This is a genomic window from Stenotrophomonas testudinis, assembly GCF_024499815.1.
Taxonomy (GTDB): domain Bacteria; phylum Pseudomonadota; class Gammaproteobacteria; order Xanthomonadales; family Xanthomonadaceae; genus Stenotrophomonas.
In genome coordinates, this window is the sequence record NZ_JAMOKY010000005.1 from 118,214 (window position 1) to 143,828 (window position 25,615).

General features: G+C 67.8%; 24 protein-coding genes and 2 tRNA genes. 15 read left to right on the forward strand and 11 right to left on the reverse strand.

Annotation, left to right across the window (positions count from 1 at the left end; all coding sequences use genetic code 11):
• Positions 1–11 precede the first annotated feature (11 nt).
• The 9 genes from NQ204_RS05195 to NQ204_RS05235 all read left to right on the forward strand — a co-directional run bounded on the left by NQ204_RS05195 (position 12) and on the right by NQ204_RS05235 (position 12,654).
• Positions 12–3,134, forward strand: coding sequence for an efflux RND transporter permease subunit (locus NQ204_RS05195; protein WP_256643273.1), 3,123 nt, complete (start codon positions 12–14; stop codon positions 3,132–3,134).
• Between the two features lie 246 nt (positions 3,135–3,380).
• A complete protein-coding gene (locus NQ204_RS05200; RefSeq protein WP_256643274.1) occupies positions 3,381–5,438 on the forward strand; it encodes a TonB-dependent siderophore receptor in 2,058 nt (685 codons plus the stop codon).
• Positions 5,439–5,585: 147 nt separating this feature from the next.
• Positions 5,586–7,766, forward strand: coding sequence for a YccS family putative transporter (gene yccS, locus NQ204_RS05205; protein ID WP_116862757.1), 2,181 nt, complete (start codon positions 5,586–5,588; stop codon positions 7,764–7,766).
• 130 nt (positions 7,767–7,896) lie between these two features.
• Positions 7,897–8,691, forward strand: coding sequence for an SDR family NAD(P)-dependent oxidoreductase (locus tag NQ204_RS05210; protein ID WP_116862758.1), 795 nt, complete (start codon positions 7,897–7,899; stop codon positions 8,689–8,691).
• Positions 8,692–8,815: 124 nt separating this feature from the next.
• The gene (locus tag NQ204_RS05215; protein ID WP_116862759.1) at positions 8,816–10,705 is read left to right on the forward strand and encodes an MFS transporter; all 1,890 of its coding nucleotides are present in this window, start codon (positions 8,816–8,818) and stop codon (positions 10,703–10,705) included.
• Between the two features lie 174 nt (positions 10,706–10,879).
• The gene (locus tag NQ204_RS05220) at positions 10,880–11,167 is read left to right on the forward strand and encodes a CD225/dispanin family protein (RefSeq protein WP_116862760.1); all 288 of its coding nucleotides are present in this window, start codon (positions 10,880–10,882) and stop codon (positions 11,165–11,167) included.
• A 39-nt stretch (positions 11,168–11,206) separates the two neighbouring features.
• Complete coding sequence (locus tag NQ204_RS05225; RefSeq protein ID WP_116862761.1) at positions 11,207–11,485, forward strand: CD225/dispanin family protein; 279 nt, start codon at positions 11,207–11,209, stop codon at positions 11,483–11,485.
• Between the two features lie 43 nt (positions 11,486–11,528).
• Positions 11,529–11,954, forward strand: a complete 426-nt coding sequence (locus NQ204_RS05230; RefSeq protein ID WP_116862762.1) for a DUF2752 domain-containing protein — start codon at positions 11,529–11,531, stop codon at positions 11,952–11,954.
• A gap of 259 nt (positions 11,955–12,213) precedes the next feature.
• On the forward strand, positions 12,214–12,654 hold the full coding sequence (locus NQ204_RS05235; RefSeq protein WP_256643275.1) for a hypothetical protein: 441 nt from the start codon (positions 12,214–12,216) through the stop codon (positions 12,652–12,654).
• 37 nt (positions 12,655–12,691) lie between these two features.
• Here NQ204_RS05235 and ampE read toward each other — a convergent pair whose 3' ends face one another.
• The 5 genes from ampE to NQ204_RS05260 form a co-directional block, all read right to left on the reverse strand.
• Positions 12,692–13,579 carry a regulatory signaling modulator protein AmpE gene (gene ampE, locus NQ204_RS05240; RefSeq protein WP_116862764.1) on the reverse strand — a complete coding sequence of 296 codons (888 nt, stop codon included), beginning with the start codon at positions 13,577–13,579 and terminating at the stop codon, positions 12,692–12,694.
• Between the two features lie 144 nt (positions 13,580–13,723).
• Positions 13,724–14,629 carry an NAD(+) diphosphatase gene (gene nudC / locus NQ204_RS05245; protein ID WP_256643276.1) on the reverse strand — a complete coding sequence of 302 codons (906 nt, stop codon included), beginning with the start codon at positions 14,627–14,629 and terminating at the stop codon, positions 13,724–13,726.
• A 106-nt stretch (positions 14,630–14,735) separates the two neighbouring features.
• On the reverse strand, positions 14,736–15,128 hold the full coding sequence (gene erpA / locus NQ204_RS05250; RefSeq protein ID WP_079223859.1) for an iron-sulfur cluster insertion protein ErpA: 393 nt from the start codon (positions 15,126–15,128) through the stop codon (positions 14,736–14,738).
• A gap of 31 nt (positions 15,129–15,159) precedes the next feature.
• The gene (locus tag NQ204_RS05255) at positions 15,160–15,627 is read right to left on the reverse strand and encodes a bactofilin family protein (protein WP_116862766.1); all 468 of its coding nucleotides are present in this window, start codon (positions 15,625–15,627) and stop codon (positions 15,160–15,162) included.
• 4 nt (positions 15,628–15,631) lie between these two features.
• Positions 15,632–16,375, reverse strand: a complete 744-nt coding sequence (locus NQ204_RS05260) for a DUF6776 family protein (RefSeq protein ID WP_116862767.1) — start codon at positions 16,373–16,375, stop codon at positions 15,632–15,634.
• A gap of 181 nt (positions 16,376–16,556) precedes the next feature.
• On the opposite strand from NQ204_RS05260, the gene NQ204_RS05265 reads away from it, so the two are divergent.
• Genes NQ204_RS05265 through NQ204_RS05275 form a run of 3 tightly spaced genes read left to right on the forward strand, consistent with a single transcriptional unit; the run spans position 16,557 to position 21,259 of the window.
• Positions 16,557–17,174 carry a DUF4126 domain-containing protein gene (locus NQ204_RS05265; RefSeq protein WP_116862768.1) on the forward strand — a complete coding sequence of 206 codons (618 nt, stop codon included), beginning with the start codon at positions 16,557–16,559 and terminating at the stop codon, positions 17,172–17,174.
• Between the two features lie 44 nt (positions 17,175–17,218).
• Positions 17,219–19,090: an EAL domain-containing protein gene (locus NQ204_RS05270; RefSeq protein ID WP_116862769.1), complete on the forward strand. Its 1,872-nt coding sequence runs from the start codon at positions 17,219–17,221 to the stop codon at positions 19,088–19,090.
• Positions 19,091–21,259, forward strand: a complete 2,169-nt coding sequence (locus NQ204_RS05275; RefSeq protein ID WP_256643277.1) for an ATP-binding protein — start codon at positions 19,091–19,093, stop codon at positions 21,257–21,259. It abuts the gene before it with no gap.
• Between the two features lie 71 nt (positions 21,260–21,330).
• Here the strand turns inward: NQ204_RS05275 and bfr are convergent, their stop codons facing one another.
• From bfr to NQ204_RS05290, 3 genes are all read right to left on the reverse strand, one after another.
• Positions 21,331–21,801, reverse strand: a complete 471-nt coding sequence (gene bfr, locus NQ204_RS05280) for a bacterioferritin (RefSeq protein WP_108770240.1) — start codon at positions 21,799–21,801, stop codon at positions 21,331–21,333.
• Positions 21,802–21,942: 141 nt separating this feature from the next.
• Positions 21,943–22,149 (reverse strand): (2Fe-2S)-binding protein, encoded by a 207-nt coding sequence (locus NQ204_RS05285; RefSeq protein WP_079223871.1) that lies wholly within the window; start codon positions 22,147–22,149, stop codon positions 21,943–21,945.
• A gap of 108 nt (positions 22,150–22,257) precedes the next feature.
• The gene (locus tag NQ204_RS05290; protein WP_116862771.1) at positions 22,258–22,878 is read right to left on the reverse strand and encodes an RNA pyrophosphohydrolase; all 621 of its coding nucleotides are present in this window, start codon (positions 22,876–22,878) and stop codon (positions 22,258–22,260) included.
• 121 nt (positions 22,879–22,999) lie between these two features.
• Between NQ204_RS05290 and NQ204_RS05295 the strand changes: the two genes are divergently transcribed.
• A tRNA-Met gene (locus NQ204_RS05295) sits at positions 23,000–23,076 on the forward strand.
• Positions 23,077–23,134: 58 nt separating this feature from the next.
• Positions 23,135–23,208: transfer RNA gene (locus tag NQ204_RS05300), tRNA-Gln, on the forward strand.
• Between the two features lie 224 nt (positions 23,209–23,432).
• Here NQ204_RS05300 and rpsI read toward each other — a convergent pair.
• Entirely contained in the window at positions 23,433–23,825 is a 393-nt protein-coding gene (rpsI, locus tag NQ204_RS05305; RefSeq protein WP_005411311.1) for a 30S ribosomal protein S9, read from the reverse strand.
• A 2-nt stretch (positions 23,826–23,827) separates the two neighbouring features.
• On the reverse strand, positions 23,828–24,256 hold the full coding sequence (gene rplM / locus NQ204_RS05310; RefSeq protein WP_005414692.1) for a 50S ribosomal protein L13: 429 nt from the start codon (positions 24,254–24,256) through the stop codon (positions 23,828–23,830).
• 196 nt (positions 24,257–24,452) lie between these two features.
• On the opposite strand from rplM, the gene coq7 reads away from it, so the two are divergent.
• Positions 24,453–25,097 carry a 2-polyprenyl-3-methyl-6-methoxy-1,4-benzoquinone monooxygenase gene (gene coq7 / locus NQ204_RS05315; protein WP_116862772.1) on the forward strand — a complete coding sequence of 215 codons (645 nt, stop codon included), beginning with the start codon at positions 24,453–24,455 and terminating at the stop codon, positions 25,095–25,097.
• Positions 25,098–25,165: 68 nt separating this feature from the next.
• Here coq7 and sugE read toward each other — a convergent pair whose 3' ends face one another.
• Positions 25,166–25,486: a quaternary ammonium compound efflux SMR transporter SugE gene (gene sugE / locus NQ204_RS05320; protein WP_116862773.1), complete on the reverse strand. Its 321-nt coding sequence runs from the start codon at positions 25,484–25,486 to the stop codon at positions 25,166–25,168.
• Between the last annotated feature and the right edge of the window lie 129 nt (positions 25,487–25,615).

Below are 25,615 nucleotides of genomic sequence, written 5' to 3' on the forward strand. Positions count from 1 at the left end.
GGGGCCGCACGATGAACCTGTCCGGCCCCTTCATCCGCCGCCCGATCGGCACCGCGCTGCTGGCCGTCGGCCTGTTCATGATCGGCGTGATCTGCTATCTGCGGCTGGGCGTGTCGGCACTGCCGAACATCGAGATCCCGGTGATCTTCGTGCATGCCAACCAGGCCGGCGCGGATGCGGCGACCATGGCGTCCACGGTGACCGCGCCGCTGGAACGCCACCTCGGCCAGCTGCCGGGCATCGACCGCATGCGCTCGTCGAGCTCGGAAGGCAGCTCGCTGGTGTTCATGATCTTCCAGAGCGACCGCAACATCGATTCGGCCGCACTGGACGTGCAGACCGCGATCAATTCGGCACAGGCCGACCTGCCCTCGGGGCTGGGCTCGCCGATGTACCAGAAGGCGAACCCGAACGACGATCCGGTCATCGCCATCGCCCTGACCTCGCAGACGCAGTCCGCCGACGAGCTGTACAACGTCGCCGATTCGCTGCTGGCCCAGCGCATCCGCCAGATCAGCGGCGTGGCCTCGGTGGACATCGCCGGTGCCTCGACGCCGGCCGTGCGCGTGGACGTCAACCTGCGCCAGATGAACGCTCTCGGCCTGACCGCCGACGACCTGCGCAATGCGGTGCGCGCGGCCAACGTGACCTCGCCCACCGGCTTCCTCAGCGACGGCAATTCCACCACGGCGATCATCGCCAACGATTCGGTGGCGCGTGCCGCCGATTTCGCCGAGCTGGTGGTCAAGACCCAGGGCGATGGCCGGGTGATCCGCCTGAAGGACATCGCCAACGTCTATGACGGCCAGCAGGATGCCTACCAGGCCGCGTGGTTCAACCACAAACCGGCCGTGGTGATGTACGTGTTCACCCGCGCCGGCGCCAACATCGTCGAGACCGTGGACCGGGTGAAGGCACAGATTCCCGGCCTGCGCGACTACCTGCAGCCCGGCACCACGATGACGCCGTACTTCGACCGTACGCCGACCATCCGCTCGTCGCTGCATGAAGTGCAGATCACCCTGCTGATCAGCCTGGCGATGGTGGTGCTGACCATGGCGCTGTTCCTGCGCCGGCTGGCACCTACCCTGATCGCCGCCGTGACCGTGCCACTGTCGCTGGCCGGCGCCGCGCTGGTGATGTACGCGCTGGGCTTCACCCTCAACAACCTGAGCCTGCTGGCGCTGGTGATCGCAATTGGTTTCGTGGTGGACGATGCGATCGTGGTGATCGAGAACATCATGCGCCACCTCGACGAAGGCATGCCGCGCATGCAGGCGGCCTTCACCGGTGCGCGCGAGATCGGCTTCACCATCGTCTCGATCACCGCCTCGCTGGTGGCGGTGTTCATTCCGCTGCTGTTCGCCAGCGGCATGATGGGTGCGTTCTTCCGCGAGTTCACCGTCACCCTGGTGGCGGCCATCGTGGTCTCGATGATCGTCTCGCTGACCCTGACCCCGGCGCTGTGCAGCCGCTTCCTCAGCGCCCACGACCACACCGCCGCACCATCGCGCTTCGGCCGCTGGCTCGATGCCGGGCATGATCGCATGCTGCGCATCTACACGGTGTTCCTGGACTTCTCGCTACGCCATGCGCTGCTGCTTTCGCTCACCCCGCTGATCCTGATCGGCGTCACCATCTTCCTGTTCGGTGCAGTGAAGAAGGGCGCGTTCCCGCCGCAGGACACCGGCCTGATCTGGGGCCGCGCCAACTCCAGCGCCACGGTGTCCTTCGAGGACATGGTGGCCCGCCAGCGCCGCATCACCGACATGCTGATGGCCGACCCGGCGGTGAAGACCGTGGGCGTGCGGCTGGGCAGTGGCCGCCAGGGCTCCAGCGCGCAGTTCAACGTCGAGCTGAAATCGCGCAAGGATGGCCGCCGCGAGACCACCGCGCATGCGCTGGCCCGCCTGAGTGCCAAGGCCGACCGCTACCCCGACCTGCAGCTGCGCCTGCGCGCGATCCAGGATCTGCCCAGCAACGACGGTGGTGGCAACAGCCAGGGCGCGCAGTACCGCATCTCGCTGCAGGGCAACGACCTGGCTGCGCTGCAGGAATGGCTGCCCAAGCTGCAGGCGGCGCTGAAGAAGAACCCGAAGCTGCGTGACGTCGGCACCGACGTCGACAACGCCGGCCTGCGCCAGAACATCGAGATCGACCGCGCCAAGGCCGCGCGCCTGGGCATCAGCGTGGGTGCCATCGACGGCGCGCTGTACGGTGCCTTCGGCCAGCGCCAGATCTCCACGATCTACTCCGACATCAACCAGTACAGCGTGGTGGTCAACGCGCTGCCTTCGCAGACCGCCACGCCGGCAGCCTTGGATGAGGTGTACGTGAAGGCACGCAGCGGCGAAATGGTGCCGATCACCGCGGTGGCCCGCCAGGCCCCGGGCCTGGCGCCGTCGCAGATCACCCATGAAAACCAGTACACGACGATGGACCTGAGCTACAACCTCGCACCGGGCGTCAGCGCCGGCGAAGCCAAGGCGATCATCGATTCGACGGTGGCAGGCATGCGCATGCCGGGCGACATCCGCCTGGCCGACGATGCGGGCTTCGGCTTCAGTTCCGACCCCAGCGACATGCTGATCCTGGTGATGGCGGCGATCCTGACCGTGTACCTGGTGCTGGGCATGCTGTACGAAAGCCTGATCCATCCGGTGACGATCCTGTCGACCCTGCCGGCGGCCGGCGTGGGCGCGCTGCTGGCGCTGTTCGGTACCAACACCGAGCTGTCGGTCATCTCGATGATCGCGCTGGTGCTGCTGATCGGCATCGTCAAGAAGAACGCGATCATGATGATCGACTTCGCCCTGGTGGCGCAGCGCGAGCACGGCCTGGCGCCGCGCGAGGCGGCACGCGAGGCCAGCATCGTGCGCTTCCGCCCGATCATGATGACCACGATGGTGGCAATCCTGGCGGCGGTGCCGTTGGCAATCGGCCTCGGCGAGGGCTCGGAGCTGCGCCGTCCGCTGGGCATCGCGATGATCGGCGGCCTTCTGTTCTCGCAGAGCCTGACCCTGCTGAGCACCCCGGCGCTGTACGTGATCTTCTCGTGCCTGGCCGAACGCTGGCGGGCACGCCGCGCACGCAGGCGCGAAGCGGAGCTGCTGAAGCGCGCGCAGCGCGCGTGATGGGAGGTGCCGGCCAGCGGCCGGCACTACCGGTTCTGGTGGGTGCGGACCGTTGGTCCGCACGCCCCCGGATTTGACGGGCCGTAACGAAAAGAGAACAATTCTCATCCAGCTACGGTCCTGCGCCGCCTCCCCCAGCGACGCCCCGCTGCCGCTTGCCGGCATGCCTGCGTGATCCCAGCCATCGACCCCTTCCCTTCCGCCACCGCGGACGGTCGTGTGCTGTCCGCGAAGGATCCCCCACCGATGCTGCCCACCCGTTCTCCCCGCTTGGCCGTGCTGGCCATGGCCCTGTCCGCCGCCTGTGCCGCCCACGCCGAAGCCCCGGCCGACACCCGCAGTGCCACCGACCTGGATGCGATCAAGGTCACCGCCGAACGCACCCATACCGAAGCCGGCGCCCTCGGCGACCGCGCCCTGCGCGATACCCCGTTCGCCATCACCGCCGTCGGCCGCGAGCAGATCGAGCAGCGCCAGGTTGTTTCGCTGGGCGAAGTCTTCCTGTTCGACCCGTCAGTCACCACCCAGGTCAGCGCCTACGCCAGTGGCTGGAGCTCGCCGATCCGCAACCGCGGCATCGATCTGAACTACGACAGCTACCGCGTCAACGGCCTGCATGTCTCCTCGTGGGGTACCGAATGGCCGCTGGAAGTGATGGAGCAGGTCGACCTGCTGAAGGGCCCCGGCGGCTTCCTGTACGGCTTCGGCGCACCGGGCGGCATCGTCAACTACATCACCAAGAAGCCCACCGACGTGCCCACCTTCAGCGCCCAGCTGGGCTGGCGCGAACAGGGCATCGTCAGCGGCGGCGTGGATGTCGGCGGCCGCTTCGGCAACGAGCAGATGTTCGGCTACCGCTTCAACGCGTACCAGGAAAAGGGCGAGACCTTCAACGGCGGCCACGTCGACCGCAAGGTCGGTGCGCTGTCGCTGGACGCGCGCCTGAGCGATGCGCTCACCTGGACCTTCGACGGCGTGTTCCAGTCGCGCGACCTCAGCGAGGAATCGCCGCAGTACTACTTCATCGGCCTGACCTCGTTGCCGCGCCCGATCGCCGGTGACGTCGACAACAGCGTACCGGGCACTTACTACGACACCCGCTCCAGCCTGCTGTCGACCGCGCTGAACTGGCAGATCAACAGTGACTGGAAGGCCAGCCTGAGCTACGGCGTCACCACCTCGTGGAACGACGTCAACAAGATCTTCGCCTACATCGACGACGTGAAGGGCGATTACAACGTCAACGTCTACGAGCTGGGCGGCAAGAGCGAATGGAAGCTGGCCCAGGCGCTGATGCAGGGCAGCTTCCGCACCGGCCCGCTGCAGCACCAGCTGGTGGCCGGCGTCAGCCACCAGACCGGGCTGGGGTGGGACCGCCCCTATGAGTGGAACACCATCGGCCGCGCCAACCTCTACCAGCGTTCGGCCATCCGCCACGACGCGGTGGGCTCGCGGGTGCTGAGCCGTGGGGATGAAACCGTGCAGCAGGCGGTCTTCGCCAGCGACACCATCGACTTCGGTGGTGGCTGGTCGGTGCTGGCCGGCTGGCGCTACAACGACTTCGAGACCAAGGGCAGCTACCACACCTACCCGGTCACTCCGACCTACGCGGTGATGTACAAGCCCAGCGACGCAGTGACCCTGTACGCCAGCTACATCGAATCGCTGGAAGCCGGCAGCCGCGTCGGCAACACCTACATCAATGCCGGCGATGTGCTCGACCCGACCATCAGCAAGCAGTACGAGATCGGCGCCAAGGTCGAAGCAGCGCGCTGGAACGCGAACGTGGCCGCCTTCCGGCTGGAACGCGGTGCCAACATCGACCTGCTGACCGACGCCGGCAAGTTCCTCGTGCAGGACGGCATCACCCTGTATGAAGGCGTGGAAGCCAGCGCCGACCTGCACCTGAGCGACGCGCTGACCGTCGGCGGCGGCGTGACCTGGCTGGACCCGACCTACGACAAGCTGTCCCCGGCCAGCGCCTCGCAGGAAGGCAACCGCACCGCCGGCGCGGCCCGCTGGAGCGGCGTGCTGCACGCCAACTACCAGCTGCCGTGGGTGGACGGGCTGGAAGCCTATGCCGCCGTGCGCTACTACGGCGATGTCTGGTACGACGCCGACAACACCCTGAAGCTGCCCGACTACACCCTGGTCAACGCCGGCGTGGGCTACCACCTGGTCGCCTCGGGCCATCCGGTCATCCTGCGCGCCAGCGTGGAAAACCTGGGCAACCGCAAGTACTGGTCGAACGCAGGCGTCGGCCTGCCGCGCACCTTTGCGGTGAGCGTGCGTTGGGAGATGTAACCCGGCGCTACCCAACTCGGTGGGTGCGGACCGGGTCCGCACAACGGCTGCTGAAGATGGGTGGGTGCGGACCGTTGGTCCGCACATCGGCCCCCCATTTCACGCCCACACCGCAATAATGGGGGGCATCCCGCCCCCCGAGCCTGCATGTCCACCCGCGAATCCCGCTTCAGCCGCCTGTGGGCCCACGAAAAGGCCAGCTACGGCCTGCGCGTCTTCATCGCCCTGACCACCGCGCTGGGCCTGTGCTGGCACCTGGACGCGCTGCCGGCGCTGCCCGGCGTGTTCCTCGGCATCATTGCCAGCGCCATCGCCGAGACCGATGACAACTGGTGGGGCCGGACCAAGGCCGTGCTGCTGTCGCTGCTGTGTTTCTGCATCGCCGCCGCCTCGGTCATCTGGCTGTTCCCGCTGCCGTGGGTATACATCGGCGCACTGGCACTGTCGACGTTCTGCCTGACCCTGCTGGGTGCGCTGGGCGAGCGCTACGCATCCATCGCCCAGGCCACGGTGACGCTGGCCATCTACACCATGATCGGCCTGGAGCAGCACGGCGGCGCCGACGACCTGACCCGCGCGGTGGAAGCGGCCAGCCACCTGCTGATCGGCGCGGTCTGGTACGGCCTGCTGTCGATCCTGTGGACGGCACTGTTCGCCAACCGCCCGGTGCGCGAACGGGTGGCCCGCCTGTACGTGGAACTGGGTCGCTACCTGCAGCTGAAGGCCACCCTGTTCGAGCCGGTGCGCGAAGCCGACCTGCAGCGCCGCCAGCTGGATTTGGCCGAACAGAACCGGCGCGTGGTCGGCGCGCTGAACGAAGCCAAGGCCGCGATCCTCGCCCGCTTCGGCCGCTCCGGCCGGCCGGGCGTCAATTCCGGCCTGTACCTGCGCCTGTACTACATGGCGCAGGATTTCCACGAACGCGCCAGCTCCTCGCACTATCCCTACGGCGCGCTGGTCGATGCGTTCTTCCACAGCGACGTGCTGTACCGCTGCCAGCGCCTGCTCGACCTGCAGGGCCAGGCCTGCGCGCGCCTGGGCGAGGCGATCCGCCTGCGCCGCCCGTTCGTGTACGGCGAAAGCAACCAGCAGGCCGGCCGTGACCTGGCCGATGCGCTGGCCTACCTGCGTGACCAGCAGCGCCCGCAGTGGCAGCGCCTGCTCGGCTCGCTCGACCTGCTGGTGCACAACCTGCGCAGCATCGAGCGCCGCCTGCTCGATGCCGAGCGTTCCGAGGCCAGCCTGGACAACGTCGATACGCGCCTGCGCGACAGCAACCCGCATACCCTGCGCGAGATGGGCGTGCGCATCCGCCAGCAGCTCACGCCGGGCTCGGTGCTGTTCCGCCACGGCCTGCGCATGGCGGTGGCGCTGGTCGCCGGCTTCCTCGCCATCCGCCTGTTCGACGCACAGCACGGCTCGTGGGTGCTGCTGACCATCGTCTTCGTGTGCCGGCCCAACTTCGGCGCCACCCGCCAGCGCCTTGCCCAGCGCGTGGTCGGCACCCTCGCCGGCCTGGTGCTGACCTGGGCGCTGCTGCAGCTGTTCCCGCAGCTGCACGTGCAGCTGCTGATCGCCCTGCTGTCGGCGCTGCTGTTCTTCTACAACCGCACCGACCGCTACCTGGTGGCCTCGGCGGCGATCACGGTGATGGCGCTGACCTGCTTCAACCTGATCGGCGATGGCTTCGTGCTGATCGTGCCGCGCATGGTCGACACGGTGCTGGGCTGCGCCATCGCCGCGGCGGCCGCGTTCCTGATCCTGCCCGACTGGCAGGGCCGGCAGCTGCACCTGGTGCTGGCACGCGTGCTGGACACCGCCTCGCGCTACCTCGATTCGGTGCTGGGCCAGTACCGCAGCGGCATGCGCGACGACCTCGCCTACCGCATCGCCCGCCGCGACATGCACAACGCCGACGCGGCGCTGTCCACGGCGCTGTCGAACATGCTGCGCGAGCCCGGCCACGTGCGCCGCAACCTCGACGCCGGCTTCCACTTCCTGGCCCTGTCCAACACGCTGCTTGGCCATCTGTCAGCGCTGGGCGCGCACCGCGACCAGGTGGACAGCTACGCGGGCGACCCGCTGGCCCTGGCCGCCGGTGAGCGCGTGCGCAAGGCCCTGCAGCAGCTGGCCACCGCCCTGACCGCGCGGCAGCCGGTGAGCGAGGAAGACAACGATGCCGACCGCGCGGTGGCCGCCGAGCTGGAACAGATCGAGGAAGCGATGCCGCCGAAGCTGCAGTTGATCCGCACGCAGATGGCGCTGGTGCTGCGGCTGCTGCCGAAGGTGCGTGCGGCGGCGAACCAGGCGGTGGCGACGTTGACCTGATGGGGCGAGGGATGTGCCGACCAACGGTCCGCACCTGCCAATGCCGCACCATCGTGTTGCAGCTGGCGCTGCACCCCGATAACAGCCTCGGGGGGATACTGGCCAATCTCCCCCTTGCTGGATGTTCCCCATGAAGATCGAACTGGGCGGCCGCACTGCGCTGGTCACTGCTTCCACCGCCGGCATCGGCCAGGCCATCGCCGGGGGCCTGGCCACCGCCGGTGCCACGGTGGTCATCAACGGCCGCAGCGTCGACAGCACCGAGCGCGCACGCCAGCGCCTGCTGGCCGCCGTGCCCGGCGCCGAGGTGATCGGCGTGGCCGCCGACCTCTCCGATGTGGCCGGCGTGGAGACCCTGCTGGCCCGTCTGCCGAAGATCGACATCCTGGTCAACAACGCCGGCATCTTCGGCCCGCAGGATTTCTTCGACACCGACGACGCCACCTGGGAACGCTACTGGCAGACCAACGTGATGTCCGGCGTGCGCCTGGCCCGCGCCCTGCTGCCGGCCATGGTCGATGCCGGCTGGGGGCGGGTGCTGTTCATTTCTTCTGAATCGGCGCGCAACATTCCGGCCGACATGATCCATTACGGGGTCAGCAAGACTGCCCAGCTGTCGCTGTCGCGCGGCCTGGCCAAGCGCGTGGCCGGCAGCGGCGTCACCGTCAATGCAGTGCTGCCCGGCCCGACCCTGTCCGACGGCTTCGCGGCGATGTTCGAGGAAGAACGCGCGCGCAGCGGCAAGCCGCTGGAGCAGATCGGCCGTGAATTCGTCATGGCCAACCGCCCCGCATCGGTGATCCAGCGCGCGGCCACCGTCGAGGAAGTGGCCAACATGGTGGTCTACCTGGCGTCGGCGCAGGCCTCGGCCACGTCCGGCGCCGCCCTGCGCGTGGATGGTGGCGTGGTCGACGATATCGTGTGAGCGTTGGTGGGGTGGCTGAGATGTGCGGACCAACGGTCCGCACCCACCGGAGGTAAGAGTCCGCACCTGCCGCATCCCTGCCTGACAGGCAGGGATGCTAGGCTGCGCCGGTCAAGGAGGTTCCATGTCCGGTCACAACCAGTTTGCCCTGCTGCGCCAGCGCCGCTTCCTGCCGTTCTTCATCGTGCAGGCGCTGGGCGCCTTCAACGACAATGTGTACCGGCAAGCCATCATCGGCCTGTTGTTCTACCTGGGCGTATCGGACGAGCAGCGCTCGCTGTACACCACGCTGGCACCGGCCATCTTCATCCTGCCCTACTTCCTGTTCTCCGCCCTGGCCGGGCAGATCGCCGACAAGCTGGAGAAATCGCGGCTGATCGTGATCACCACCACCATGGAGATCGTGATCATGTCGCTGGCGGCCATCGGCTTCATCACCGAGAACCTGCCTTTCCTGCTGGTGGCGCTGTTCTGCACCGGCATGCAGTCGACCCTCTTCGGGCCGGTCAAGTATTCGGTGCTGCCCTCGGTGCTGAAGCCGGAGGAACTGACCGGCGGCAACGGCCTGGTCGAAATGGGCACCTCGATCTCGATCCTGTCCGGCATGATCATCGGCGGCTCGGTGTTCCTGCTGGCCGGCAGCCACGGCCCGGTCGTGGCTGCAACGGCGGTCATCGCGCTGGCGATCTGCGGCAACCTCGCCGCGCGGATGATCCCGCGCGTCGATGCCGGTGATCCGGACCTGAAGATCAACTGGAACCCGCTGCCCGAGTCGCTGGTGGTGCTGCGCATGGCGCGGCAGCAGAAGGCGGTGCGCAACGCCATCCTCGGCGTGTCCTGGTTCTGGTTCGTCGGCACCGTGCTGACCTCGCAGCTGCCCAACTACGCGCTGGTCAACCTCGGCGGCGAGCCCAAGCTGTACCTGTTCGCGCTGGCGCTGTTCTCGGTCGGCACCGGCGTCGGCTCGCTGCTGTGCGAGAAGCTGTCGGCACGCACGGTGGAAATCGGCCTGGTGCCGCTGGGCGCCTTCGGCATGACCGCCTTCCTGCTGGACCTGTACTTCGCCCGCACCGGCGAGGCGACCGTACAGAACCTGGGCGTGCTGGCCTTCCTGCAGCAGCCGGGCAGCGTGCGCATCGTCGTCGACCTGATCGGCATCGGCCTGTTCACCGGCGTGTTCGTGGTGCCGCTGTTCGCGCTGATCCAGAGCCGCACGCCGAAGGCACAGATGTCGCGCGTGTTCGCCGCGCTGAACATCCAGAACTCCGGCTTCATCGTCGCTGCTGCACTGCTGTCGCTGGCCGCGCACCAGCTGCTGCACTGGTCCATTCCGCAGCAGTTCCTGGCCCTGGCCATCGCCAATGCCATCGTGGCGATCTACATTTTCACCATCGTCCCCGAGTTCCTGATGCGCTTCCTCAGCTGGCTGATGGTGCGCACGCTGTACCGGCTGCGCCCGCACGGCATCGAGGCCAACGTGCCCGACGAAGGCGCCGCGCTGCTGGTCTGCAACCATGTCAGCTACATGGATGCACTGATCCTGTCGGCGACGATCCCGCGCCCGGTGCGTTTCGTCATGTACTACAAGATCTTCAACATCCCGGTGATGCGCTGGATCTTCCGCACCGCCAAGGCCATTCCCATTGCTGGTGCACGCGAAGACCCGGCGCTGATGCAGCGCGCGTTCGACGAGATCGATGCGGCGCTGGCCGAAGGCGAACTGGTCTGCATCTTCCCCGAAGGCGCGCTGACCAAGGACGGCACGATGGCGCCGTTCAAATCCGGCGTGGAGAAGATCCTGGAGCGGCGTCCGGTGCCGGTGGTGCCGATGGCGCTGCGTGGCATGTGGTCGAGCATGTGGAGCCGGCGCGACACGCGCCTGGGCCGCATGCGCGTGCCGCGGCGGTTCCGCGCCACGGTGCAGGTGGTGGCCGCACCGCCTGTGGACGGCCACAGTGCCGACGCCGCGACCCTGGAAGTCCAGGTGCGCGCCCTTCGTGGCGACCACGCGTGAGCCTGGCGGCGCTGAACTGCACTGCGACCGGGCAGGCTGGTGTACGCCGCCAACCCAGGCGCGGCGGGCATGTAAACGCATACATAAGGCGTCGCTTGCGGTAGATTACGCAGCCAAAGGGGGGAGGTCAGGTCTGCACACTGCAGCCCAACCGCCAAGGAATGGAGTCTTGCTTTGAATCAACCACCATCGCTCAGCCGTCCGGTCTACATCCCCAACCATCTTGTCTGGGCGATTCTGACGACGCTGTTCTGCTGCCTGCCGCTGGGCGTGGTGTCGATCGTGTATGCCTCCCAGGTCGACGGTCTGCGCGCCGCCGATGATCTGCCGGGGGCCTACGCGGCATCGCGCAAGGCGGGCTGGTGGGCAGTGGCTTCCGCTGTCGCCCTGCCTGTCCTGTTCCTGTTGTGGCTCGGGCTGTTCGGCGGTCTCGCCGTGCTGGGCGCTCTTTCCGAACATTGATTCACCACTACCACCACCACCCAACGAGGCATTCGCACCATGAATACCACCACCCCGTACATCCCGAACAATCTGGTCTGGGCCATCCTGTCCACCCTGCTCTGCTGCCTGCCGGTCGGCATCGTATCGATCGTCTACGCTGCACAGGTCAACGGCAAGCTGGCCGCCGGTGACGTCGCCGGTGCCCAGGAATCGGCGGACAAGGCCAAGAAGTGGGCGATCTGGTCGGCCATTGCCTGGCTGATCATGGTCGTTCTGTATGTGCTGTTCTTCGTTGTCATGGGCGGCATCGGCGCCATGAGCAACAGCGGCTACTGATGCAGTGCACGGGATCCGGCGCAATGCCGGATCCCGCCCACGCATGTCCCTCGCCCCCGTTCAATCACGCCTGGCCCGCTGGGCGCCGCTGCTGGCCTCGTCCGGGCTGGCTGCCGGTGCTGCCGTGGTCCTGCGCCACGTCAACCCGTATGTCGCCGGCAACCCGTTGCCGGGCTGCCCGCTGTACGCGCTGAGCGGCTTCTACTGCCCCGGCTGCGGCAGCACGCGCTGCCTGTATTCGCTGGTCCACTTCGACCTGCCCGGCGCCATGGCGATGAACCCGTTGCTGGTCATCGCACTGCCCCTTCTCTTCATGATGCTGCTGCACATCGCCGGCGTGCGCCCGAAGGTGCTCGATCCGTTGATGCGGCTGCTGGCCAATCCGAAATTCTGGCTGTGGGTGCTGCCGGGGTATGCGCTGCTGCGCAACCTGCCGTGGGCACCGTTCACCGCGCTGGCACCGGTGTAGTTTTGCAGCCAACGGCAGAGCCACTCGTGGCGGGCGCTGTGCCTGTGTCTCGGGCGTGGCCGAGCGGGTGGGCTGCGCAGGGGACGCTGCAAGTACATCCCTGTAAGCTCGGTCGCCGCATCCATGCGGCTCACGCCCCTGAGCAACCCACCCGCCCGGCTCCTGAAAGTTTCCGTGTGCGTCCACCACGGAAGAAAAAGAAGATCAAAAGCAAGAGCGAAAGCGGAAGCGGGTCGCTTCGCTCGGCTATGCTGGTGCGATGACTGATCGACGTGCTGGATTGATTGCCGCCATGAAGGCGGCAGGCTGTGGCGATCCCCGCAGTTGGGTGAACAGCGAACTGGGCGAGGACCTCCCACAGTTCGCGCGCTTTCTGGTGCTGCGCGATGTGCACGCGCTGGCCGATGATGTGGAGGGCGCGTTGTCGGAGGCGCTGTTTGATCGCCCGGAACTGGAACAGACGCTGGCGGCGCTACGCGGTGCGGTGGACCCGCAGGCCCTGCACGCGCTGCTGCGTGCCTACGGCAAAGCGCTCGGCAACAGCTTCGTGATGGCCGTGGACGAAGGTCCTGCGATGCGCGAAGACGGCATGCCGGGCTGGGTGCTGATGGAAACCGGCGTCGACGACGAGCCGACCGGCCGCGTTGTGCAGGGATTGCACGAGGATTACATGGATTTCGAGGGCAGCGGCGCGCCGTAGCGCGGCCAGATCCGCATCATCCACGCATGGCGTGGATCTACGTCACCCAGCCGGCAATCACCAGCAGCGCCAGCACCGACAACCACAGCAGCAACATCCGCCACACCAGGCTCATCGCATCGCGCAGGTCCGGCAGCCGCTGCCACACCGGCAACAGGCCCGCATCGGTGTAGTCATGCGCTTCTTCGCGCAGCTCGGCATTCACGCTGGCCCGCGCCACCGCACCGAGGAAGCCGATGTCACCGGCCAGGCGCTCGCCATGGGCCTGCCGCCACGCCTTCCACGCCGTGTCGAAGTTGCCGACCAGCGCCATCGAGAACGCCATCAGCTGGGCCACCGGCCATTCAATCCAGGCCAGCAACCGCTGAGCCAGCGCCAGCGGCTCCACCGGCACCCGCGCACGCATCGGGCTCTCTGCCATCAGCGCCAGCAGGCGATAGGCCAGGGCACCGACCGGGCCCAGCAGCAGGAACCAGAACAGCACCGCGAACCAGCGCCGCAGTGCGTTGAGGACGGTCGCCTCGACCAGCGAGGGCACGTCCTCGCGCAGGCTGCCGCCGGCGGCCTGCAGGTGCCGCACCGCCGCCTGCCGGCTCGCCGCGTCGTCGGCGTCGATGATCGCTTCGATATCGCGGTCCAGGTCGCGCGGGCCCCAGCACCAGGCCAGCACTGCCACGCCCAGCAGCAGGCCAGGCAGGCCGAACAGCACCCCGCGCAGCAGCCAGGCCAGCAGGGTCATCAGCAGCAGCGGCGGCACGATCGCCAGCGCCACGCCGGCCGCTCCCTGCCATGCCCGTCCGCCATGCCCGTCCAACCAGCCCAGCCAGCGCCGGAAGCCGTCGAAACGGCGCAGCGAGGCAGCAGCGGCCGGGGCAACGTGGCCCAGGGCCAGCGCCACCAACACGGCGACCAGGGTGGTGAACATGGCAGGTCTCCCTACGAACAAGCGTTCTGCGCCGCTACCTTACCTGTCGCAGCGGCGCGCTCAGCGGTGAACCGGACTGTAACCCGACGCGTGTTCAGGTGGCGGCAATGCTGCCGCCCGCGCACGCCGGTACAGCCGCAGGGATCAGACCTGCTGCTGCCGGTACCAGTGTTCGATCAGTCCGCGCGAGATCGAGATCGGCGGCGACAGGCGGATGCCGTCCCCATCGTCCTCGACGTCACGCGCCAGCGCCGCCCCCACCTCTTCGGCGGTGAACCAGCGTGCATCTTCCAGCTCGCCATCGACGGTCGGCACGTCGTCCTGCGCCTGCGCGCGGAACCCAACCATCAACGCGCCGGGGAACGGCCACGGCTGCGAGCCCAGGTACTGGCAGGACGTCACCCGCACCTTGCTCTCCTCATGCACCTCACGCGCGACGGTCTGCTCGAAGGTCTCGCCGGGTTCGACGAAGCCGGCCAGCACCGAATAGCGGCGCGGCGCCCAGTTGGACTGGCGACCCAGCAGCAGGCGGCCCTGGTTTTCCACGGCCACGATCACCGCCGGGTCGACGCGCGGGTAATGCTCGGTGGCGCACTGCGCACAGCGGCCGACAAAGCCGCCGCGGGCGAAGGCCACCGCACCACCGCACACGCCGCAGAAGCGCGTGCGCGAATGCCAGTAGGACATGCCGCGGGCATAGCTGAAGGCGGTGGCGTCGGCCACGCTCCACAGCAGTGCCGCCTGGCGCAGGTCGAGCCGGCGCGGTGCGCTCTGGGTGACGTTGGTCGCTTCGACGGAGAACCATGCCTGGCCCGCGCGCAGGCCGAGGAAAATGGCCGAACCGGGGCCACCGCCGATCTCGGCGCCGGTCAGCGCGACCGGCTGGTCGTCCTCACCGGTGAAGGCGGTGCCGTCCTGGTCAAGGACAAGAATGCGCGCATCCGGCCACAGGCGTGCCAGGGCATCGGCATCATCGCGCAGGGCATCGGCGCGCTCGAGCGGCTCCGCCACGAAGGCGAAACCGGAAAGCGGCGAAGGAATATTGGGCATCCGACAAGCCTGCCGCCAATTGCCGCAGGTGGCAAGGTCGGGGATGTGCGCAATCAGTCGGCGTTGCGCACAAGGGTGGCGCAGGGCATCGGCCCCGCGCCCGGCATTACATGCTGAAGCTGCTGCCGCAGCCGCAGGTGGTCTTCGCGTTCGGGTTGCGGATCACGAACTGCGCACCGGTCAGGCTCTCGGTGTAATCCACCTCGGCGCCCATCAGGTACTGCAGGCTGAGCGGGTCGACCAGCAGGGTGACCCCGCTGGTCTGCACCGCCAGGTCGTCCTCGGCGCGGTTCTCGTCGAACTCGAACCCATACTGGAACCCGGAACAGCCACCGCCCTCGATGTACACGCGCAACGACAGGTCGGGGTTGCCCTCGTCCTGAATCAGTTCCTTCACCTTGGCCGCAGCCGATTCGGTGAAGTTCAGCGGCCGCTCCAGCGACTGGTAGTCGGGAGCGGCGGCCGGCGTGGCGCCGGGCAGGGAAACTAGCGTGCTCATGGACTCAGCATGGGGGCGCCGGGGACGGCTTTCAAGCCATCGCCTCGGCCAGCTTGCGGCGCGCGGCGGTGCCGCCCTTGCCTTCGGTCGCCTCGCCCTCGCCTTCCGGCGCTGGCAGGGCCGCCACCGGGCTGCTGGCGTGGATCAGGCGGCCATTCAGCTGGGCGCCGGCGTTCATTTCCACCACTTGGTAGTGAACGTTGCCGTTCACCCGCGCGCTCGGGGTCAGCTCCACCTTCTCGGTGGCGTGCACGTCCCCGTCCAGGCGGCCGCTGATGACCACCACCTGGGCGCGGATCTCGCCCTCGATGACGCCATGCTCGGCCAGGGTCAGGGTCGCGCCGCTGGCGCCGTCCTGCGCGATCACCTTGCCGTGGATACGGCCTTCCACATACAGGCCACCACTGAATTCCACATCACCACGGATCACCACCTGGTTGCCTATCAGGGCATCCACCACCAACTGGCCATCACGGCTGGATTTGCTGTTTCCGAACATCTGCCTACTCCCCTTTGCTGGCCGGTGCGCCGGCCTGTTTCCAGTCGAATACCTGCGTGGTGCCCCCTGCACCACTCCCCAGTGTCACCCTCACCCGTTGCGGGGTGAAGTCCGTCGGCAGCATCACACTGCCGGTCAGCTGCTGGAAGTACCGGAACGAGTAATCCTGTCCCGGCACCTTGCTGCGCTGGTGCAGCTCATCCCAGCTGATCGTGGCCAGCTTGCCGTTCTTCACGCCTTCCACGGTGAAGCGCATCTGCCCCTGGCTGATGGCCCCGCGGTTGAGGTTCTGGGTCAGCACCACGGCGTACTGCCAGGTGCCGGCCGATTCGGCGCTGAACTCGATGGAATGGGTGTTCAGGCCCTTGCGCTGGCTGGTCGAGCCGACCAGGCGCTCGTAGAACGCCACGTCGGCGCGCAGGCCGGCGATCTCTTCATCGCGCTCGGCCAGCGAGGACTGCACCTCGGTGTTGGCGGCGCGGCTGATGCGGTCGGAGGCTTCCAGCGTGGCCTGCTTCTGGCCCAGTTCGGTCAGCTGCGCCTGCAACATCTCGGCGCGCTTCTCGGCGGCCTGCAGGCGCTGCCCCTGGGCATCGCGCGGCGCGCCCAGCCAGCAGCCGCCCAGCACCGCCAGCACCAGGCTGAGCAGCCAGATGCCACCGATGACCAGCAGGCGGCGACGGTCGAGCGGCGGCGGCTTGGAACCGGGCAGTCGGACCCGTGCACGCATGGGTGGGCGGTTGTTCATGGGTAGTCTCCGTGGACTCGCAATGGCGACACCAGCACGGCCCCTGTAGCAAACGACGGGCTAGTGTATGACAGGAACGGGAGCTTTCCCCGGTGCCGGCCGCCAGGGGCCGGTGGTGTTCAGCCACGTCATCGTCGATAGTGTGGCACCCCGCACAGTTCCGTCGCCGGAGCCCCCCGCCATGACCGAAGCCCACCTGTTCGTGATCGGCATCCTGCTGGCCTGGCTGGCCGGCATCCGCGTCTACCTCACCGTGTTCGGCGTCGGCCTGGCCGGCCTGCTCGGCTGGGTCGACCTGCCCCCGGCCCTGCAGGCCACCGAATCGTGGTGGGTGCTGGGCACTTCGGCCGCGCTGGCCATTGCCGAATTCTTCGCCGACAAGATCCCCGGCGTCGATTCCATCTGGGATCTCATCCATACCCTGGCACGGGTACCGGCTGGCGCCTTCCTGGCCGCCGCCACGCTCTCGCCCGATGGCCAGCTGGGCACCGGCACCCTGCTGGCCGGCGCCGGCGTCGCCCTGGCCAGCCACGGCCTCAAGGCCGGCACCCGCGCCCTGCTCAACACCTCGCCGGAACCGGCCAGCAACTGGGTCGCCTCGGTCGCCGAGGACACCGTGGTGGTCGGCGGCCTGGCGCTGGCACTGGCCCATCCCTGGATCGCCCTGGTCGTGGTGCTGGCCTGCAGCCTGGCCGGTGCCCTGCTGGTGTGGCTGGTCTGGCGCACGTTGTGGAAGGGCGTGCGCTGGCTGGCACGCGCTGGCGGTACGGCCGCGCCAGGCCAGCCGCGCACCGGTTGAATGGCGGGCTTGGCGCATAATGGCGGCGAACACCAGGAGTTGTGATGTCCGCAAATGAATCCCCCGCGGGCGCACGCCCCGGACGCGCTGAAACCCCACCGGCCGATCATTGGCAGCGCTGGGCAAACACCTCGCCCGCCGCTGCGCCCACGCTTGTCGCGGTCTCCTCCGCACCGGCCGATGCGGGCGGCAGCCTGGGTACGCCGCCGCCGCTGCCTTCCGCGCTGATCGACGCAGGCAACGGCAACGATGCACCCGCCGCCTCCGACTCGCCGTACCGCGTGCTGATCGTCGAAGACGACCGTGCCCAGGCCCTGTTCGCGCAGAGCGTGCTGCACGGTGCCGGCATGCAGGCCGAAGTGCTGTCCGATGCCGATGGCGTGCAGCAGGCGATCCGCGAACTGCGCCCCGACCTGATCCTGATGGACCTGCACCTGCCGGGCCTGGATGGCATGCGCCTGACCGCGATGATCCGCCAGCAGCCGGGCATGCAGTTGCTGCCGATCGTCTTCCTCAGCGGCGACCCGGACCCGGAGCGCCAGTTCGAAGTGCTGGACAGCGGCGCCGACGATTACCTGAGCAAGCCGATCCGCCCGCGCCACCTGATCGCGGCCGTGGCCAACCGCATCCGCCGCGCCCGCGCGCAGGCCGCCACCCTGCCCGGCGCCAGCGGCGCACCGGCCACCAGCAACCCGGAAACCGGCCTGCCGACCCGCCACCACGTGCTGCAGCAGCTCAACGCAGCGCTGCAGCAGCGCGACCGTGGCGGTGTGTTCTTCGTGGAGATCTCCAGCGCGCTGGGCCTGCGCGAGCGCTATGGCTATGCCGCCTTCGAGCGGCTGATGGTGCAGGCCGGCCAGCGCCTGGCCGAAGCCGGCCACCCGCATCTGCTGGCCCGCCTGAACGACAACAGCTTCCTGCTGCTGGCCCGCGGCGCCGACGAGGAAAGCCTGGAGGGCATCGCCGCCGCACTGCGCGAGCAGCTGTCCGCGCGCGCCTTCGTCATCCGCGACGATGAATCGGTGCACCTGCGCGGCGTGGTCGGCTATGCGCCGCTGTCGCCGGGCTTCGACGATGCCAACAGCGCGCTGGAAGCCATCGAACGCACCACCCTGCAGGCCCGCCTGCTGACCGCCGGCGTGGCCGGCCACGTGCATCGCCAGGCGGTGACCGAGCAGGAACACCTGGCCCTGCTGGAAGGCCAGCTGGAACTGGCCTACCAGCCGATCGTGGCCGTGGCAGGCGGCGATACCGCGCAGTACCAGCTGCTGCTGCGCCTGCGCCAGGCCGATGGCACGGTGCTCACCGCCGGCCAGGTCATTCCGGCCGCCGAAGCCGCGGGCCGCATTGCCGATCTGGACCAGCAGGTGCTGGAACACGCGATGGGCCTGCTCGACCTGTACCGCCACGCGACCCAGCCGCTGAACCTGTTCGTCTCGCAGTCGCTGCGCACGCTGCAGCGCGATGCGTTCGCCGACTGGCTGCTGGAATCGCTGCAGCAGCGCGACCTGCCCGGCACCGCACTGGTGATCGACGTGCGCCTGCCCGACGCGCTCATCCACACCGTGCCGCTGCAGCAGTTCTGCCAGCGCATGGCCAGTGCCGGCGTGCGCTTCTGCCTGAGCCAGTTCGAGCCGGGCAGCGAAGCCGATGCCCTGCTCACCCAGCTGCCGCTGTCGTTCGTGCGCATGGCCGCGCGCTTCTCCAGCAGCCACTCCAATCCGGGCACCCGCGAGGAACTGCGGCGGGCGATCGATCGCGCGCATGCCGCAGGCCTGCAGATCATCGGCCAGCAGATCGAGGATCCGCAGGCAGCGGCGGCGATGTGGGTCGGCGGCGTGGACTATATCCAGGGCAACATGGTGCAGTCGGCGGGCAGCGACCTGGACTTCGACTTCCACAACGCGGTGCTCTGAGTGCCGCTGACGGGCGCGCTGCTGGCGGCTCTGGTGCTGGCCGCCGGCGTGGCGCTGGCACTTGGCCTGCGCCTGCGCCAACGCGGCCAGGCGCTGGCGGCCCTGCAGCGCGAACGCACCGTGCTGACCAGCGAGCGCGACCAGCTGCGCCGTACCACCGAGCGCCAGGGCCAGCTGGAACAGCAGTTGCTGCAGGCCAAGCAGGCCGCCGAGGCGGCCGCGCTGGCCAAGGGCGAGTTCCTGGCCACCATGAGCCACGAGATCCGCACGCCGCTCAACGGCATCCTGCCGATGCTGGAGCTGATCGCACGCGGGCCCCTGGGCGAGGACCAGCGGCAGATGCTGGCCACCGCATCGATCAGCTCGCAGCAGCTGCTGCGCATCGTCGATGACATCCTCGATTACTCGCGCCTGGAAGCGCAGGCCCTGGAACTGGAGATCACCAGCTTCAACCTGCGCGAACTGCTGGACGGCGTGGTGCAGCTGCTGCAGCGTGCCGCCGAATCGAAGGGCCTGGTGCTCGGCCTGCAGCTGGACCCGGCCGTGCGCCTGCCGGTGCGTGGCGACCCGGTGCGCCTGCGCCAGGTACTGACCAACCTGCTGGCCAATGCGATCAAGTTCACCGCGCGCGGCCAGGTGCAGCTGCGCGTGCAGCGCCTGGGCGAAAGCCCGACCCAGCACCAGCTGCGGTTTGAAGTGGTCGACACCGGCATCGGCATCGACGCCACCCTGCAGTCACGGCTGTTCCAGTCCTTCAGCCAGGCCGATGCATCGACCACCCGCCTGTACGGCGGCACCGGCCTGGGCCTTGCCATCTGCAAGCGCATCATCGATCTGATGCACGGCCAGATCGGCGTGCAGTCCAGGCCCGGCCAGGGCGCCACGTTCTGGTTCGAGATTCCGCTGCTGAAGATCCCCGGCGACCTGCCGGCACTGGCCCGCGCACCGTCGCCGCTGCTGCTGCACAGTGCCGATGTGGCGCTGCAGGCGCGCGTGGAGCGCATCGCCGCCCACCACGGGCTGCCGGTGCAGGTGCTGGCCGAGCGCGATGTGCTGCTGGAGCGCCTGCGCGCTGCCCCACGCCCGGGCCAGCCGAGCCCGGCCTGGCTGCTGGTGGACGCCCGCCAGCGCCGTGGCGGCGAGGCGACGCTGCTGCGCACGCTGGCCGAGCGCGGCGCGGACGCCACTCTGCAGGTACTGTGGCTCCAGGACGAGCCCGCCCCCGCACAGGCCCGCCAGCAGCAGCTGCCGGCCAGTTTCAACGACGCCCACCTGCATGCCGTGCTGGCCGCGCCCACCGCCAGCGTGCGACCGGCAGCCCTGCTGGCCACCGCCGAACGCGGCCAGGCACCGGCCACGCTGCCGCCGCTGGATCTGCGCGTGCTGCTGGTGGAGGACAACGCGGTCAACCGCATGGTGGCCGAACAGCTGCTGCGGGTCTTCCAGTGCGACGTGCGCAATGCCGCCGACGGCGAGCAGGCCCTGCTGGCGCTGCGCCAGGGCGGCATCGACGTGGTGCTGATGGATTGCCAGATGCCGGTGCTGGATGGCTATGCCGCCACCCGCCAGTGGCGCAGCGAGGAAGCGGCTCAGGGCCGCGCGCGCCTGCCGATCATCGCCATGACCGCCAATGCCATGGCCGGCGACCGCGAGCGCTGCCTGCAGGCCGGCATGGATGATTACCTGTCCAAACCGATCAACCGCGAAACCCTGCATGCGCTGCTGCAGCGCTGGGGCGAAGCGCCTGCGTCTGTGGAGCCGAGCCATGCTCGACTGGAAGCAGGCTCGACGCTGCCTCCCGCGCCCGACGCGGACACTCCGCCGCAGCCTGTGCTCGACCGCAGCGTGCTTGAGGAACTGCAGGATGTGATCGGCCCGGCCGCACTGCAGATCGTCGCCGTGTTCCTCGAGGATGCCCCAGCACTCGTGCAGGCCCTGCAGCAGGCAGCACAGGCCAACGACATAGAGCGCCTACAGGCGCTGTCGCACACCCTCAAATCGTCCAGCGCCAATGTCGGCGCACTGTCACTGTCGGCCGTGGCCCGGCGCATCGAGCACGAAGCCCGCGCGGGCAGCCTGCAGCGCCCCGCCGTGGCGGTCGCGCTGCTGGTGGCCGAGTTCGCCCGCGCACGCGTGGCGTTGACCGGCTACCTGGCCCAGGAAGGGTAGCGTCGAGCTTGCTCGACGACCTCCTTGTAGAGTCGAGCCATGCTCGACTGCCGTTTTGTAGAGCCGCTGGATCAGTCTTCCAGCTTGCTCAGCAGGTACTTCGGCTCACCGATGCGCTCGACCAGGTCCAGCTGGGTTTCCAGCCAGTCGATGTGCTCTTCCTCGGCATCGAGGATGCTGGTGAACAACGAACGGCTCACGTAGTCGCCCACCGAGTCGGCATGCGCCACGGCGTTGCGCAGCACCGCCACGGCGTCCTGCTCCAGCGAGAGGTCACACTGCAGCATCTCCGGCGGGTTCTCGCCGATGCGCAGCTTGCCCAGCGCCTGGAAGTTCGGCAGGCCTTCGAGGAACAGGATGCGATCGGACAGCGCGTCGGCGCGCTTCATCGCATGGATCGATTCCTTGTACTCGTACTCGGCCAATTCCTTGATGCCCCAGTTCTTGAACATCTTGGCGTGCAGGAAGTACTGGTTGATCGCGGTCAGCTCGTTGAAGAGGACCTTGTTGAGGAATTCGATGACCTTGGTGTCGCCCTTCATGGGAATGCTCCTGCACGCTGAAAACGCAGGCACTGTATCGCTTTGAAAGCGCGCGTGAAGGAACGCGAATCGTGCGCATTGGCCTGTGAGGCCAGCGGCGGAACGTCAGGGGCGCGGCGTCAAAGCGCCGCGGGGTACGGCTCAGGCAGCCTGCAGGCCAAGCACCGGCAGCGGCAGGTCGTGAGTGGCCAGCGCCTTGGCCAGCAGATCGCCCGCCATGTCCAGGCAGGAACCGCAGGTGGCGCCGCAACCGGTACGCATGGTCAGCTCGCCCACCGTGGTGACGCCATGGCTGGCGGCCTCGCGGATCTGGTGGTCGGTGACTCCGTTGCAGATGCAGACGTACACAGGCGGGAACCGGGCTGACAGGCCGGGAGTGGCCTGGTGCCCATTCCAATGGAAACGAGAATGGTTGTCAATCAGAGACCTGAACCATTCTCGCTACCGTTCATCCGCTCAGCTGGAAGGCCCGTCGCCCTGCACCTTGCGCGGCCAGTAGCCCTTGCTGCGCGGGCGCTTGCGCGGGCGGTCGTGGCCTGCGGTATTGCCCGGCATCCAGGCCTCGGCCGCGGTCTTGGGCATGGCAGTCACGCCCTGCCCGGCCACGCCGCGCGCCAGAGGCGCCAGGTGGCGCAAGGCACGCGCATAGACCCCACGCTTGAACATCACCACGTGCTCGACCGGGTACCAGAAGTCGACCCAGCGCCAGTTGTCGAACTCGGGCGAGTCGGTATGGTCCAGCCGCACATGCGATTCATCGCCGGTGAGGCGCAGCAGGAACCAGACCTGCTTCTGGCCGATGCAGACCTGCCGCTCATTACGGCGAATGGCCCGGGCCGGCAGCTTGTAGCGCAGCCAACCCGGTGTCGCCCCCAGCACTTCCACGTGCTCGGGCAGCAGGCCGGTCTCTTCCTGCAATTCACGATACATGGCCTCGACCGGGGTCTCGTCGGTGTTCATGCCACCCTGCGGGAACTGCCAGCCATCCCGGCGCACGCGTCGTGCCCAGAACACCTGCCCGTCCTGCCGCATCAGCACGATGCCGACGTTCGGTCGATAGCCGTCCGGATCGATCACGATGCGGACTCCTAAGAAAATCTACTGGTCGGGACTATCCCATGCCGTCTGTCGGCCCACAAGCTCGACACAAAAGTGTTGACAGGCCCGATGCACATGAGCAGAATAGCGGGCTCACCAAGGCTATGTAGCTCAGCCGGTTAGAGCACAGCACTCATAATGCTGGGGTCGGTGGTTCGAGTCCACCCATAGCCACCACACTGAAAATCAAGTTGTTTTTCAGCGTGAAAAGTGAGAAAATAGTTGCACGTTACATTGCCCCTTAGCCAAGCGGTAAGGCACCTGACTCTGACTCAGGCATCGGTGGTTCGAATCCATCAGGGGCAGCCAAATTAAAAAGAAAAAGGCCTGATCGAAAGATCAGGCCTTTTTCTTTTTAATCTGGTCGCGCAGCCGAACAGCGAGCTCCGGGGTCGGATCCTTTTCCGCAGGGAAAGGCTCTGACCCCCACCCTCTACAATGCACGACCCCCAAACGACAAAAACCCGGCCGAAGCCGGGCTTTTGCTTTTCCAACCAGCGGGCTCCCGAAGAAGCCCGACCAGGCGCGATGGATCAGCGCTTGGAGAACTGGGTGGCGCGGCGGGCCTTGTGCAGACCGACCTTCTTACGCTCGACTTCACGGGCGTCACGGGTCATGAAGCCAGCCTTGCGCAGCTCGGACTTCAGGGTCTCGTCGTACTCGACCAGAGCACGGGCGATGCCCAGACGGATCGCACCGGCCTGGCCGGTGGTGCCGCCGCCAGCGGCGGTGACCAGGATGTCGAAGCTTTCGGTGTTCTTGGTCAGCTCGAGCGGCTGGCGCACGATCATGCGCGCGGTCTCACGACCGAAGAACTCGTCCAGCGGACGGCCATTGACGGTGATGTTGCCCGAACCCTTGCGCAGGAAAACGCGAGCGGTGGAGGACTTGCGGCGGCCAGTGCCGTAGTTTTGAGTGATAGCCATGATTAGATATCCAGAACCTGCGGCTGCTGTGCGGCGTGCGGATGCTCAGTGCCGGCGTAGACCTTGAGCTTGCGGTACATCTGGCGACCCAGCGGGCCCTTCGGCAGCATGCCCTTCACGGCGATCTCGATCACGCGCTCCGGGTGGCGCTCCAGCGCCTGTGCCAGGGATTCGGTCTTCAGGTTGCCGATGTAACCGGTGAAACGGTGATACATCTTGTCCTGCAGCTTCTTGCCAGTGACGGCAATCTTTTCTGCATTGATGACGACCAGGTAGTCGCCGGTATCAACGTGGGGGGTGTAGACCGGCTTGTGCTTGCCGCGCAGACGGCGGGCCAGCTCGGTGGCGAGACGGCCCAGGGTCTTGCCCTCGGCGTCGACGAGGTACCAGTCGCGCTGGACGGTCTCGTTCTTGGCAGTGAAAGTGCTCATGAAGAACTCTAGGTTAGGTCGGGCTCATTGCGGCGAAAGGCTCGCCGGAACTCTGCCACGCGTTGTGAAAAGGTGAAGCGTAAGAGGCGGGATTGTACTCACCCCGACGGCCGGGTGCAAGCCAGCCCCTGTACCGGGTTGGCAGGGGGCCGGGGCCGGGCGAGAATCGGGGGTCCCCCGCCCCACCCATGCCGCCATGACCGTGCTCCGCCAGACCACTCCGCTGGACCACCTGCTGACCGAGGCGCAGCGCGCCCTGAACACGGTGTTCGGCAACCCGCCGGCATCGCGCCCCTACCCGGCCGCCGATACCGATGAGCCGGGCATGGATACGGCGCAACGCCGCCACGCGGCGGGCCTGATGCGGATCAACCATGTCGGCGAGGTCTGCGCGCAGGGCCTGTACTTCGGCCAGGCCGCGGTTGCCCGCGACCCGTCCACCCGCGAGCACCTGTTGGAAGCGGCCCAGGAAGAGACCGACCACCTGGCCTGGTGCGCCACCCGGCTGGGCGAGCTGGACAGCCGCCCCAGCCTGTTCAATCCGCTCTGGTATGCCGGCAGCTACACCATCGGCACACTGGCCGGGCTGCGCGGCGACGGCTGGAACCTAGGCTTCGTGGTCGAAACCGAGCGCCAGGTGGAAGCGCACTTGGACGAGCACCTGGTCGACCTGCCGGCGGGCGACCTGCGCAGCCGCGCGGTCATCCGGGTCATGAAGGAAGACGAGGCCCGCCACGCGGAGCACGCCGAACAGGCCGGCGCCCGCCGCCTGCCGTTCCCGATTCCGGGCGCGATGGCGCTGGCGTCGAAGGTGATGAAGCACATCGCCTACCGCATTTGAACGGCCGCCCCCACCAACGGTGGGGGCCTACCAAAGAGGTGCGGCGGGGCCCCGACGGTCGGGCCGCCTTAGTTCGGCGAGACCAGCTTCAGGCCGATCACGCCGGCCACGATCAGGCCCACGCAGCCCAGGCGCGCCGGCGAGGCGCTGTCGTTGAACAGGAAGATGCCGAGCACCGCAACGCCCATGGCGCCGATACCGGTCCAGATGGCGTAGGCCGTGCCGACCGGGATGGACTTCATCGCCTGGCTCATCAGGAACAGGCTGATCAGCGCCGCCACCACGGTGGCGACGGTGGGCAGCGGCTTGCTGAAGCCTTCTGAGTACTTCATTCCGAGCGCGAAGCCGATTTCGAACAGGCCGGCCAGCAGCAGGTAGATCCAGGGCACGAGTGGGGGCTCCTCACCTTGTTGAAGAAAAACAAAACGGCCCGGTGTTTTCACACCGGGCCGTGGGTCGGTACATCACCGTGGAACTGCAAACTGCGCAAAAAGCGCGTTCCACGGGGCGGGTCGTCC

Coding starts and splice junctions, on each gene's coding strand:
- NQ204_RS05215 (WP_116862759.1), top strand. CDS start 8,816: ATGTCCGGTCACAACCAGTTTGCCCTGCTGCGCCAGCGCCGCTTCCTG.
- NQ204_RS05260 (WP_116862767.1), bottom strand. CDS start 16,375: ATGAACAACCGCCCACCCATGCGTGCACGGGTCCGACTGCCCGGTTCC.
- NQ204_RS05235 (WP_256643275.1), top strand. CDS start 12,214: ATGACTGATCGACGTGCTGGATTGATTGCCGCCATGAAGGCGGCAGGC.
- yccS (WP_116862757.1), top strand. CDS start 5,586: ATGTCCACCCGCGAATCCCGCTTCAGCCGCCTGTGGGCCCACGAAAAG.
- NQ204_RS05210 (WP_116862758.1), top strand. CDS start 7,897: ATGAAGATCGAACTGGGCGGCCGCACTGCGCTGGTCACTGCTTCCACC.
- rpsI (WP_005411311.1), bottom strand. CDS start 23,825: ATGGCTATCACTCAAAACTACGGCACTGGCCGCCGCAAGTCCTCCACC.
- rplM (WP_005414692.1), bottom strand. CDS start 24,256: ATGAGCACTTTCACTGCCAAGAACGAGACCGTCCAGCGCGACTGGTAC.
- NQ204_RS05230 (WP_116862762.1), top strand. CDS start 11,529: ATGTCCCTCGCCCCCGTTCAATCACGCCTGGCCCGCTGGGCGCCGCTG.
- NQ204_RS05225 (WP_116862761.1), top strand. CDS start 11,207: ATGAATACCACCACCCCGTACATCCCGAACAATCTGGTCTGGGCCATC.
- NQ204_RS05270 (WP_116862769.1), top strand. CDS start 17,219: ATGTCCGCAAATGAATCCCCCGCGGGCGCACGCCCCGGACGCGCTGAA.
- nudC (WP_256643276.1), bottom strand. CDS start 14,629: ATGCCCAATATTCCTTCGCCGCTTTCCGGTTTCGCCTTCGTGGCGGAG.
- NQ204_RS05265 (WP_116862768.1), top strand. CDS start 16,557: ATGACCGAAGCCCACCTGTTCGTGATCGGCATCCTGCTGGCCTGGCTG.
- bfr (WP_108770240.1), bottom strand. CDS start 21,801: ATGAAGGGCGACACCAAGGTCATCGAATTCCTCAACAAGGTCCTCTTC.
- erpA (WP_079223859.1), bottom strand. CDS start 15,128: ATGAGCACGCTAGTTTCCCTGCCCGGCGCCACGCCGGCCGCCGCTCCC.
- NQ204_RS05195 (WP_256643273.1), top strand. CDS start 12: ATGAACCTGTCCGGCCCCTTCATCCGCCGCCCGATCGGCACCGCGCTG.
- ampE (WP_116862764.1), bottom strand. CDS start 13,579: ATGTTCACCACCCTGGTCGCCGTGTTGGTGGCGCTGGCCCTGGGCCAC.
- NQ204_RS05200 (WP_256643274.1), top strand. CDS start 3,381: ATGCTGCCCACCCGTTCTCCCCGCTTGGCCGTGCTGGCCATGGCCCTG.
- coq7 (WP_116862772.1), top strand. CDS start 24,453: ATGACCGTGCTCCGCCAGACCACTCCGCTGGACCACCTGCTGACCGAG.
- NQ204_RS05255 (WP_116862766.1), bottom strand. CDS start 15,627: ATGTTCGGAAACAGCAAATCCAGCCGTGATGGCCAGTTGGTGGTGGAT.